Genomic DNA, 12,145 nt, shown 5'->3' with positions numbered 1-12,145 from the left:
TTAATCAAATGATAAAAATAATTTAATTAAATGAAATCCAAAGATATAAGAAAAGAATTTCTGCATTTTTTTGAGACAAAAGGCCACTTAATAGTAGACTCTGCGCCGATTGTTTTGAAAGACGATCCGACATTAATGTTCAATAATTCGGGGATGGCACAATTCAAAGAATATTTTTTAGGAAACGGAACTCCAAAAAGTAATCGTATCGCGGATACACAAAAATGTCTTCGTGTTTCTGGTAAACATAATGATTTGGATGATGTAGGAAAAGATACTTACCACCACACGATGTTCGAAATGTTAGGAAACTGGTCTTTTGGTGATTATTTCAAAAAAGAAGCAATCGCTTGGGCGTGGGAATTACTAACAGAAAAATACGGAATCTCTAAAGATCAAATTTATGTAACAGTTTTTGAAGGTGATAAAGGTGACGGAACATCATTAGATGAAGAAGCATTAGAACTTTGGAAACAACATATTGCTGAAGACAGAATTCTTTACGGAAATAAAAAAGATAATTTCTGGGAAATGGGTGATATCGGACCATGTGGACCATGTTCTGAAATTCATGTTGATATTCGTCCAGAAGCTGATCGTTTAGCTGTTGATGGTAAAACATTGGTTAATATGGATCATCCACAAGTTATCGAAATTTGGAACTTGGTATTTATGCAATACCAACGTAAAGCTGATGGTTCTTTAGAATCTTTACCAGCGCGACACATCGATACAGGAATGGGATTTGAGCGTTTAGCAATGGTTTTACAAGGAAAATCATCAAATTATGATACAGATGTTTTTCAACCAACAATTCAAAAATTAGAAGAAATTTCTGGTGTAAAATATGGCGCAGCAGAAAAAACAGATATCGCGATTCGTGTTGTAGTTGACCATTTACGTGCAGTTTCTTTTGCAATTGCAGACGGACAATTACCATCAAACACAGGAGCTGGATATGTAATTCGTCGTATTTTACGTCGTGCTATTTCTTACGGATATCGTTTCTTAGGTCTTAAAGAGCCTTTTATCTATAAATTATATCCAATCTTGAAAGCTGAAATGGGCGATTTCTTCCCAGAATTAGTAAAACAAGAAACAATTGTAACTGGCGTTATTCGTGAAGAAGAAGCATCTTTCTTACGTACAATTGAACAAGGATTAAATCGATTAAATCAAATCATTGAGCAATTAGGAGATTCTAAAATTGTTCCTGGTGATGTGATTTTCGAATTATATGACACGTTTGGTTTCCCTGCAGATTTATCTCGTATTGTAGCAGAAGATCACGGTTTCACAATTGACGAAGCTGGTTTTGAAGCTGAAATGGCGAAACAAAAAGAACGTTCGAAAAAAGCAACTGCTTTATTAACGGATGACTGGGTTATTTTAGATGATAAAGGAAACGAAACCTCTATCGCTTATGATAACACAGAAGCTGAAGTAAAAATTACACGTTACAGAAAAGTAAAAAATAAAAAAGGAGAATTTTTCCAATTAGTATTCAATCAAACGCCATTCTATGCAGAATCTGGAGGACAAATTGGTGATACAGGATCAATTTCTACTTTGAATGAAACAATTGAAGTTGTTGACACGAAAAAAGAAAATAACTTAGTAATTCATTTCGTTGAAACTTTACCAGAAAATGTAAACGCTACATTCAATGCGAAAGTTGACACAGAAAAACGTAATGAGACAACTAAAAATCACTCTGCAACACACTTAATGCACGAAGCTTTACGCGAAGTTTTAGGAACGCACGTAGAACAAAAAGGTTCGTATGTTGGAGACGATTATTTACGTTTTGACTTTTCTCATTTCTCTAAAATGACAGATGAAGAATTGGCTATTGTTGAGCAAAAAGTAAACGATAAAATTGCAGAAGCTTTACCATTAATCGAAAAAAGAGATTGTGATATCAACGAAGCTATTGCTGATGGAGCTATGGCTCTATTTGGTGAAAAATATGGTGATAAAGTTCGTGTCATTCGTTTCGGATCTTCAATCGAATTATGTGGTGGTACGCACGTAAAAAACACAGCAGATATTCGTTTGTTCAGAATTTTATCTGAATCTTCTACTGCTGCTGGTATTCGTCGTATCGAAGCAATTACATCAAACAAAGCAATCGAAGCATACAAAGATGCTGAGAAAAATTACAATGATGTTTTAGCTGCACTTAAAACGAAAAATGATGCGGTAAAAGCGGTTCAACATTTATTAGATGAAAATGCAGAATTGAAAAAGCAATTAGAGTCTTTTGTTGCGCAACAAGCTGCTGCTGAGAAAGCGACTTGGAAAGCTGCGATTAAAGAGATTAATGGTGTTAATTTCTTAGCGGTTAAAACGAATTTAGATACAAATGCCGCAAAACAAAATGCAATTGATTTAACAAAAGAAATCGAAAATGCATTTATCGTTGTTGGTACGAATGATGCCGTAAAACCATCGATTACAATTTCTATCGCAAAAAACCTTGTAGATGAAAAAGGTTATAACGCAGGACAAATTGTAAAAGAAATCGCGAAGCACATCAATGGCGGCGGAGGTGGACAAGCTTTCTTAGCTACAGCAGGTGGTAAAGAGGTTTCTGGATTAGATGCTGCACTAAAACAAGCAGAGGATTTTGTTAAATAATAAATCTCTATTATAATACTTTAAAAGCGACTTGGTTTATCAAGTCGCTTTTTTTTTATTTTTATAATTCTATTTTAGAATTAACACTTTTAACTTTTTTATCTTGAAAGAGATCAAATTATTGATTGCCGTTAGTATAGTTGCAATTGTTTGGGGAACAACTTTCCTCGGAATTCGTATAGCTGTAGAAACTATTCCTGGTTGGTTTGTTGTTGAAATTCGTCAATTTTTGGCAGGACTAATTATGCTAATTATTTTACTATCTAAAAAGGAATTAAAATAGATTGGCTGGAAAAATTTGTCTTATCAACTTATATTTTCAAGTTTGATGTTAATCGCTGCAAATGGATTAACTACTGTTGCCGAAGAAAATTTATCGAGTAGTTTAGCTGCATTAATCAGCGCAACCTCTCCTATTTTAGTCTTTTCAGGAAGTATTTTTATTGGTTTACAAAAATTTAGTTACCGCGGATTATTAGGTGTTTTACTTTGTTTTTGCGGCGTAATATTTATTTTTTGGGATGGAATTAAAGAATTAGCAAATCCAGAATATAGAACCGGAATTATTTTACTTTTTTGTGCGATTACAGGTTGGGCAACAGGAACTATTTTCACCAAGAAAATGAATATTCAATCTAAAAATATTTCTCTCAATCTTTTTTACCAATTTATATTTGCTGGAATTGTTCAAATTATTTTTGCATTCGCTTTTACTAAAAATTATAATTTCGAGAATTGGAGTACAAAAAGTATTTCTGCCATGCTTTATTTAGCTGTTTTTGGTTCTGTGATTACGTTTTTCTCTTTTCATTATGCATTGACCAAAATTTCCCCTATACAAGTTTCTATTCTTTCTTATTTCAATACGATTATTGCAATTATTTTGGGTTGGTTAGTTCTTGACGAGCAGATTTCATCAAAGTTTATTGTCGCTACTATTCTAATTATTCTTGGTGTTTTTATTATTAACTATAAGCCAGAAATGTTCAAAACTAAACGTTTAAAAGCAGATTAAGAGTTGCGTAATAAAATTTATTTTAATATTTTTAACATAATTTAACAACTTAATCTATGATTGAAATATACAAACGAGTAATGTTTGACAATTACGCCAATTTCTCGGGAAGAGCCCGCAGAAGCGAATTTTGGTATACAACTTTAATTAATACTATATTTTTTATAATATCTTTCATTTGTTTATTTAAATTTATAAATATATCAGACATAGTTTCATATACTATTGGAGGAATAATAGTTTTATTTTTTTTTATAACTCTTATACCAAGATTAGCTTTAATAAGTAGAAGATTGCATGACACAGGAAAAAGTGGATGGTTCTATTTATTAACTTTTATACCTGGAGGAAATCTTATTTTATTAATATTTTTTATTATGGATAGTCAACCAGGTTCTAATCAATGGGGACCAAACCCAAAAGAAACTGATGATTCTATCAACGAAATAGGAAACGATTTAATCGAAAGATATTAAAATTAAAAAGCGAGATTAATTCTCGCTTTTTAATTGGATCAATTTTATCCATTGTTTTAGATTATATCGTCTAAAAATTCCGAAATAACGTTGATTAAAAGAGTTCACCCAAATCGAATTGTCTTCACAGTAAATCACAACTGTTTCGATATAATCTCTTCTTCGGTAATTGTATTTGTAAAAAATATTTCGTTCCGAATATTCAAAAAGAAACAAACCTTCTTCGTCCAATGATTGCGTAAAATTATGTTGACGCTGTGCTAATTCTTTGATTAAATTAATATTCTCACTCAACGATTTTGATGTTTTAATTTCTACAAAAAATCTGTCTTTAATTGTCGTTATTATTCGGATTCCAAAAATTACAATCATTGAAATAAAAATAATATTGATTTCACTTGATGCATAAGCGAAAAACAAAATAAGTAAAAACATTAAACCTAAATCTAAATAATTCCAAATTTCGAAAGGCAGAAAATATTTATCACCAACCTTTTTGAGTTTCGTTTTATGATGAAATGTGGAAAGATTATTTGTGTTCATAACTTTGGATTTACTTTAAAAATAAGAAATATTATCGAATTGAAATAATCGTAAATGAATAATAATTAATGCATTTTATTAAAACAAGAAATTTTAATCATAAAACATAAACATTCGAATCATTTTTGTAATTTTGCACCTCAAAAATTAAGTAATAAATACAATTCAATAAAATGGCAAACATTACATTCACAATGATTAAGCCTGATGCAGTTGCAAAAGGACACATCGGAGATATTTTAAAAGACATTACTGACGCTGGTTTCAAAATCAAAGCGGCTAAAATGACTCAGTTAGCAAAACAAGATGCTGAAGCATTTTACGCTATCCACGCAGAGCGTCCTTTCTTCAAGGATTTAGTAGAATTCATGACTTCTGGACCAATCGTTGCTGCAGTTTTAGAAAAAGACAACGCAGTTGCTGATTTCCGTACTTTAATCGGTGCTACTAACCCAGCTGAGGCTGCTGAAGGTACAATCCGTGCTAAATACGCTGAATCTATCGATGCTAACGCTGTTCACGGTTCTGATTCTGACGAAAATGCTGCTATTGAAGCTGCTTTCCACTTTGCTGCGAAAGAAATTTTCTAATCGAATAAGATTACAAAACATTATACAAATCCTTCTGAAAATATTCGGAAGGATTTTTTTTGGCTCAAAATTTACTTACCTTTAAATCAAATTCTAAAAAATGAAAAAAATAATTTTAGCCACATTTACAATCGCAGCTTTTGTTGTGTCAAGTTGTAAAAGCGAAACAGAACCTGTAAAAAATGATGTAGAAAATGTAGAAGATTCAGTAAAAGTTGAAGCAAAAACTGCCGAAGAATCTATTCAATACGAAGGAGCTTACAAAGGAATTTTGCCTTGTTATGAGAAAGATTGCAAAGAGGTTGAAATGGAAATAAAATTATTACCAAACAAAGGATATGTCTATTCTACAAAACGTCTGGGGTTAGATAAAATGGCAATTATGACAACTGGAACTTTTCAGTTTAAAGAAGATGGAAATACAATTGTTTTTCCTGAAATTGCCAATGTTCCGAATGCTTTTTTGGTTGAAGAGGGAAAAATTACTCAGTTAAATAAAAATCAGAAGAAAATAGAATCGGCCGATTCTGCTAAATTTGTTTTGACAAAAGAAAAATAGATAAAAAAAGGTTTCGATATGAAACCTTTTTTTATTGTAATAATTTTAGATTCTTTGATAAACTCAGAATAATTGTTTTCAAAACTCTGATAAAGTAAATGTCATTCCGACGAAAGGAGGAATCTGAGATTCTTCATTCCACTTACGTTGCATTCTGACTTATTATCCATAAGTCATGTTGAACTCATTTCTACATCGCATTATACAAAGTATTTTACCTCAACTCCAATCGACAAACGAAGTTTACTTTTTCTTGATTAACAACTTTAAACTGAATTAAATTCTTAGTTTCTAATTTCTGAATTTCTATTTTGTCATGTAAACTTAATTCTTTCAAGAAATTCATATCAATCGCTTTGATACGATGTTTGAATATTATTTCAGGATCAATAGTATTCAAACACCAATCCAAATATTTGGTATTATTTGCGTGTTTTACGATATCTAAATCAGAAAACTGAACTTTATATTGAATAACTTCTGTTGGTTCAAAATCGATGTTTAAAATCGAATTCTCGACTTCCGTTGGTTTCAGATCAGGAAAACGTTCAATGTGAGATGAATCAATTTGAAGAATATCAGGACGACGTTTTTCTGTATTGAAAACCGCCCACAAACTTGAAGCTCCAATTAATTTTTTTCCATTTTTCTCGATTGTAAAATCACGAATAGATTTTGCACCTTTCAATACTTCAATCCAAGTTTTTACATCAACAAAATCTGTCCAAGAAGGTAATTCATCAATCTCAATTCGAAGTCGATTCATTACCCAAGATTGATTAAATTCTTGTAAATCAAAGAAACCTAAACCTCCTTTTATCGCGTGTTCTGAAGCAGTTAATTGAAAAAGATTTGCCATTTCAGACAATTTCATCTTACCTGTCGGATCACATTGAGAAAAATAAATCTCCCAATTTTTCGTATAAATTGATTTAAAATCTTCTGCTATTGGCATCGATAAAGTTTTGAATCTATCATTCTAAAATTATTTACCTAATTTCTTTTTCATATCCGCCATCATAACCGCAGCTACACCAGCTTCAACTCCTTTATTTCCATGTTTTCCGCCAGAACGATCAATTGATTGCTGTTCATTTTCGTCTGTTAAAACACAAAAAATAATTGGCATATTGTGTTTGATATTCAAATCTTTTATACCTTGTGTCACACCTTGACAAACATAATCAAAATGCGCTGTTGCTCCACGAATCACACATCCAACAACGATAATTCCGTCCAAATCTGGATGAGTTTGTGCCACTTTATCCGCTCCATAAATCAACTCGAAACTACCCGGAACTTCGTATAAAGTAACATCATCAGGATTTGCACCCAAATCAATCAATGTATCTTTTGCTCCATCGCGCAAATTAAATGTGATATGATTATTCCATTCAGATGTAATAATTGCAAACTTAGAGCCCGCTACATTTGGTAATTCTGCTTTATTATATTGAGATAAATTTTTATTTTCTGTTGCCATTTTGTTTAAAATTTGAATGGTAAAATTACAAAAATGATTTAGGATAAACTTTGATTTGAATCAATAAAAAAAGCCGAACAACTTGTTCGGCTTGTAATTATCTTTTGAAGTGAATTATTTCGCAGTTTCAGAAGCGTATTTTAAACGCTCAATAAACTTCGCGGTTTCACCATTATTTGCATTTGGATATTTATCCTCTAAAGCTTGAAAATATTTTAAAGCATCAGCATTTTTACCTAATTCCATTGCAATTTCACCTGCTTTTGTGTAGTAAGTTGATTGTAAAGTTTCAACTTCTGTCGCTTCAGCAGCTTTTACATAGTAAGGTAAACCTTCTTCTAATTTGTTAGAAGCAACTAATGCATTTCCTAACATACCATATTTTTGCGCTAACATCACATTGTCATCTGTGTCAAAATCTTCTAATAATTTAACAGCAGACGCGTAATCTCCTAATTTATAATAAGAACTTGCCGCTTTGAAACGTGCTAAATTACCAGCATCAGTATTTCCATATTCATCAACAATTTGTTGTAAACCTTGGAAACTTCCTGCGCTACCATTAAGAGCGACGTTAATAGAATCTTGATCGAAAAGACGTTCTGCTTGTACCATTTCTTTGAAAGCGTCATCCGATTTAGGTTCTACGACTAATTTTAAGTAAGCAAAATAACCTAAAACAGCTACAATAATTACTCCTAAACCAATACCAATTGCTTTAGCATATTTTTCAACAAAGAACTCTACGTTGAAAGCTGTTCTATCTAATTTTTCTACGAATTGCTCTGTTGCGAATTCTTCTTTTTTATTATTTTTTGCCATTTTAATAATTTACGAGGTTGCAAAAATACAATTTGGAACAAATATATCCAATAAATTTATTTACAAACAACCTTTTAGAATAAATATGCTACTGATAAGTTCAACATTTGTGGACGATTTTCTGTTCTATATTGTCCATTTGATCCGTTCAAAATGTCAGATCCAACTTTTCCTAAACCGAATTCGTAACGTAAATCGAATAATAATTTAGAAACTTCTACACCTGCACCAATTTGCATTCCGACATTGAATTCGTCTTGTTTTGCAGTTGTAAAATCTTTTACAGATAATTTATCATCAAAATAGTAAGAGAAAACTGGACCAGCTTGAACGTGTCCGATTCCTAAAAATCTTTTTCCAACATTTACAGGAATATCTAAACGTTTTTTAGTTACATCAAGATTTTGTCCATCAACATCATATTCATTTTTGAATTGCGTATACAATAACTCTGGCTGAATGTAAATTCCTGCTAAAGAAACGCGCGCTAAAGCACCCGCTTGAAATCCAGCAGAAGCTTTTCCATCTCTCTTGAAAATATTTCCAGCATCTTGCCAAACTTTTCCTTTATCTGTATTGAAAACAGCTCCACCTTTGATACCAAAATCGATATTTTGTGCTGTAGCAAAATTTGCAGCTAAACCTACAATTGCAGTTAAAATTAATTTTTTCATAGAATTTTTATTTTTATTGATTTATTGTTGCTCTTTTAATAAGGCTTCTCTTAATTTCTTGAAAAGATTCGACGAATATACAAAATCAATTACATTTGGATTATCAGCCACCAAAATCTCCTCTTTTGTCCCTTCCCATTCCAAGAAACCATTTTTTAGGAAAACAATATGATCTCCAATTTCCATTACCGAGTTCATATCGTGTGTATTTACAACGGTTGTTGTGTTGTATTCTTTTGTGATATCATAAATTAATTGGTCAATAACTAACGCCGTTTTCGGGTCAAGACCAGAGTTTGGTTCATCAGCAAATAAATATTTTGGATTATTTACAATCGCGCGCGCAATCGCCACACGTTTTTGCATTCCTCCAGATATTTCTGACGGATATTTTTTAAGTGCTGTACGAGCTATTTCTACACGATCTAATACTTCACGCGCACGTTTTTCGGCATCAGCATTTGACATATCCGAAAACATTTGCAATGGAAATTTTACATTTTCTACAATATTCATCGTATCATACAAAGCCGAACCTTGGAAAACTACTCCAATTTCTGAACGTAAACGTTGTTTTTCTTTGTAATCAAACTCGATCATATTATCTCCTTCGTACAAAATTTGACCTGAAGTTGGTGTTAATAATCCAATCAAATTTTTCAAGAAAACTGTTTTTCCAGAACCACTTTGACCAATAATTAAACTAACTTTTCCTTTCTCGAAAGTGACAGAAAAACCTTTCAGTACTTCTACTGCATCAAATGATTTTCTGATATCTTTTACTTCAATCATTAGCTCAAAATTGTTTGTGTTAATATTAAATTGATCACAATAATTGCTACTGATGTCCATACAACAGCTGTTGTTGCAGAACGACCAACTTCTAACGAACCTCCTTTTACTTTATAACCATAATATGCCGGAATTGTTGCGATAACAAACGCGAATACCATTGTTTTAAGGAATGTATAGACAAACAATTTTGTTGCCATATTCATTTGTAAACCTGTAATAAAATCGGCCGCTGACCATAGTTTTGTAAAAACACCAATGTAGTAACCTCCTAATAATCCAAATCCAATAGAAATCATAATCAATAAAGGATTGAAAAATACACAGGCGATAATTTTTGGTAAAATCAAGAAGTTTGCAGAATTGATTCCCATAACATCTAACGCATCAATTTGTTCGGTAACACGCATGGTTCCAATACTCGAAGCGATGTACGAACCTACTTTACCAACTAAAATTAGCGACATAATGGTTGGAGCAAACTCTAATACCAAAACCACTTTGGTTGCATAACCAATGTAGGCATCTGGAACAGGAATAGAAGCTCCTTGAAAGTTTTGTGCCATTTGTATTGCTACAACTGCACCCATAAATGTTGAGATAAAGGTTACAATCCCTAAAGAGTTGACACCTAAATCATATATTTCTCTAACGGTCAATTTCCAGAAAACGCTCAATTTTTGAGGTTTGCTAAATACTTTACCCATAAGCATAAAGTATGACCCTAAATTTTCGATTAGTTTCATTACGACAAAATTAATATTTTTATTGGAAAGGCTTTTTATTTATCTTGCACAATGTGAATTTAGAACATTTAACTTCTTATCTCCCTCATAATGCAGACTTGTATGTAAAAAAGTGGTTAGAAAATCATTTTATAACGTTAAAAATTACAAGAAGACGTGAAACTAAATTGGGAGATTATCGCAAATTAGTCGAAAATAATCGTCATCAAATTACAGTGAATGGCGACTTAAATCAGTATGCTTTCTTTTTTGTTTTTACACATGAAGTGGCGCATCTCAAAACTTTTGTTCAGTTTGATTCTCGTAAAATAAATCCGCATGGAAAAGAATGGAAAACCATTTTTGGGCATTTATTATTAGAATCTCTTCACATTTATCCCGAAGAATTGCAACCGTATATTCTTCATCATGCCAAACATCCAAAGGCAAGTTTAGGAGCGGATATTAATATCTCAAAATATATTATAGATGATAAAAATCCTGCTCAAATTTATCTTGAAGATTTGGAGGATGGCACAATATTTTCGATTGGAAAAAGAATCTTTAAAAAAGAATCTAAACGAAAATTAAGGTATCTTTGTTTAGAGTTGAAAACCAAGAAAAAATATTTGATAAACGCAACTGCAACTGTAAATAAACTTTAAAAGACAATCATGAATAATAAAGATAACTACGCTGTTATCCTTGCCAGTGGTACAGGAGTGAGATTATGGCCTTTGAGTACAATTAAGAAACCAAAACAATTTCATGATTTATTAGGAATAGGAAAAACTTTTATTCAATTAACGTATAATCGCCTTAAAAAAATCGTTCCGCAAGAAAATATTTTCATTGTAACTATTCAAGATTATAAAGAGATTGTAAAAGAACAATTACCAGATTTTGAGGATAAAAATTTTATCATCGAACCAAGAGTCATGAATACCGCAGCTTGTAATTTATTGGCCGCAATGACAATCCAACAAGTTAATCCAAATGCAAAATTGATTATTTCTCCTTCAGATCATTTTATTTTTGATGAAGATGAATTTGTAGAAAAAGTAAATCTTGCTTTCGAGGATGCTGACAACGATCGATTGATTACTTTGGGAGTAGCTCCAACGCGTCCAGATGTTAATTACAGTTATATTCAGTTCATCGAAAATACAACACCTATAAAAAAAGTAAAATCTTATATCGATAAACCTGATTTAGAATTTGCTGAATCTTTTATAACGAGTGGTGAATTTATTTGGAATACAGGAATCCTTGTTTGGTCTGTAGATAGTATTGTAAAAGCTTTTCAACAACATTTACCTTCGATGAAAGAAACTTTAAAAAAATATTTTGATCTTGATCGTTCTTTACAAAATACAGAAACTTTAAAACCTATTTACACAACGTTAGACGTAACTTCTATCAACAAAGGAATTTTAGAACAAGCGGATAATGTTTATGTCATTCCAACAACTTTTGGCTGGAGTGATATTGGAACTTGGTCTGCAATCAACGAAAAGTATAAATATACAGGTGAAGATCAGGACGAAAATCACAATACATTATTATGTAAACATTTTTCTGGTTACAACGCCAAAAATAATTTTATTTATTCTACGCAAGATAAAGCTATTATTATTGATGGATTAGACAGTTATGTGGTTATTAATTCGGAGAAAGGATTACTCATTTGTCCTCGAAGCAATGTACAGTTTATAAAAACTTATGTGAGCGATTTAAAATTACAGAAAAACGGAGAAAAATATTGTTAATAAAAAAAACTCTTCAAGAATCTTGAAGAGTTTTTTAGGACTGTCTCTTAAAGTGTG

At 31.7% G+C, this 12,145-nt stretch carries 13 protein-coding genes and 1 pseudogene; 7 read left to right on the top strand and 7 right to left on the bottom strand.

From position 1 onward, the window contains the following. Positions 1-30: 30 nt before the first annotated feature. The 3 genes and pseudogenes from alaS (at position 31) to B3578_RS07675 (ending at position 4,131) form a co-directional block, all read left to right on the top strand. On the top strand, positions 31-2,640 hold the full coding sequence (gene alaS / locus B3578_RS07685) for an alanine--tRNA ligase (RefSeq protein WP_291047676.1): 2,610 nt from the start codon (positions 31-33) through the stop codon (positions 2,638-2,640). 103 nt (positions 2,641-2,743) lie between these two features. Next, positions 2,744-3,655: pseudogene (locus B3578_RS07680) on the top strand (DMT family transporter). Positions 3,656-3,711: 56 nt separating this feature from the next. Next, a complete protein-coding gene (locus B3578_RS07675; RefSeq protein WP_180905777.1) occupies positions 3,712-4,131 on the top strand; it encodes a DUF805 domain-containing protein in 420 nt (139 codons plus the stop codon). Between the two features lie 15 nt (positions 4,132-4,146). Here the strand turns inward: B3578_RS07675 and B3578_RS07670 are convergent, their stop codons facing one another. Then, on the bottom strand, positions 4,147-4,674 hold the full coding sequence (locus B3578_RS07670; protein ID WP_291047675.1) for a hypothetical protein: 528 nt from the start codon (positions 4,672-4,674) through the stop codon (positions 4,147-4,149). A 173-nt stretch (positions 4,675-4,847) separates the two neighbouring features. Between B3578_RS07670 and B3578_RS07665 the strand changes: the two genes are divergently transcribed. Both B3578_RS07665 and B3578_RS07660 read left to right on the top strand, forming a co-directional pair. Further along, positions 4,848-5,264 carry a nucleoside-diphosphate kinase gene (locus B3578_RS07665; RefSeq protein ID WP_038330990.1) on the top strand — a complete coding sequence of 139 codons (417 nt, stop codon included), beginning with the start codon at positions 4,848-4,850 and terminating at the stop codon, positions 5,262-5,264. Positions 5,265-5,364: 100 nt separating this feature from the next. Beyond that, positions 5,365-5,823, top strand: coding sequence for a copper resistance protein NlpE N-terminal domain-containing protein (locus B3578_RS07660; RefSeq protein WP_180905775.1), 459 nt, complete (start codon positions 5,365-5,367; stop codon positions 5,821-5,823). 214 nt (positions 5,824-6,037) lie between these two features. On the opposite strand, the gene B3578_RS07655 is transcribed toward B3578_RS07660, so the two are convergent. The 6 genes from B3578_RS07655 to B3578_RS07630 form a co-directional block, all read right to left on the bottom strand. Beyond that, the gene (locus tag B3578_RS07655; RefSeq protein ID WP_219033792.1) at positions 6,038-6,778 is read right to left on the bottom strand and encodes an acyl-[acyl-carrier-protein] thioesterase; all 741 of its coding nucleotides are present in this window, start codon (positions 6,776-6,778) and stop codon (positions 6,038-6,040) included. Positions 6,779-6,808: 30 nt separating this feature from the next. Beyond that, on the bottom strand, positions 6,809-7,306 hold the full coding sequence (gene ribH, locus B3578_RS07650; RefSeq protein WP_286479237.1) for a 6,7-dimethyl-8-ribityllumazine synthase: 498 nt from the start codon (positions 7,304-7,306) through the stop codon (positions 6,809-6,811). Between the two features lie 114 nt (positions 7,307-7,420). Further along, positions 7,421-8,128 (bottom strand): tetratricopeptide repeat protein, encoded by a 708-nt coding sequence (locus B3578_RS07645; protein ID WP_221856203.1) that lies wholly within the window; start codon positions 8,126-8,128, stop codon positions 7,421-7,423. Between the two features lie 74 nt (positions 8,129-8,202). Next, complete coding sequence (locus tag B3578_RS07640; protein ID WP_286479239.1) at positions 8,203-8,802, bottom strand: porin family protein; 600 nt, start codon at positions 8,800-8,802, stop codon at positions 8,203-8,205. 21 nt (positions 8,803-8,823) lie between these two features. Then, positions 8,824-9,594 (bottom strand): ABC transporter ATP-binding protein, encoded by a 771-nt coding sequence (locus B3578_RS07635; RefSeq protein WP_280045469.1) that lies wholly within the window; start codon positions 9,592-9,594, stop codon positions 8,824-8,826. After that, positions 9,594-10,340 (bottom strand): MlaE family ABC transporter permease, encoded by a 747-nt coding sequence (locus B3578_RS07630; RefSeq protein WP_291047668.1) that lies wholly within the window; start codon positions 10,338-10,340, stop codon positions 9,594-9,596. The genes B3578_RS07635 and B3578_RS07630 overlap by 1 nt, the downstream gene beginning before the upstream one ends. Before the next feature lie 53 nt (positions 10,341-10,393). Between B3578_RS07630 and B3578_RS07625 the strand changes: the two genes are divergently transcribed. Together B3578_RS07625 and B3578_RS07620 are read left to right on the top strand one after the other, a co-directional pair. Next, on the top strand, positions 10,394-10,984 hold the full coding sequence (locus tag B3578_RS07625) for a SprT-like domain-containing protein (RefSeq protein WP_180905771.1): 591 nt from the start codon (positions 10,394-10,396) through the stop codon (positions 10,982-10,984). Positions 10,985-10,993: 9 nt separating this feature from the next. Next, positions 10,994-12,088 (top strand): mannose-1-phosphate guanylyltransferase, encoded by a 1,095-nt coding sequence (locus B3578_RS07620; protein WP_286495130.1) that lies wholly within the window; start codon positions 10,994-10,996, stop codon positions 12,086-12,088. The last annotated feature ends 57 nt before the right edge of the window (positions 12,089-12,145 follow it).

This window comes from Empedobacter sp. UBA1574, from assembly GCF_002322895.1.
Lineage (GTDB): Bacteria > Bacteroidota > Bacteroidia > Flavobacteriales > Weeksellaceae > Empedobacter > Empedobacter falsenii_B.
This window is presented reverse-complemented; position numbering and strand designations above follow the sequence as displayed.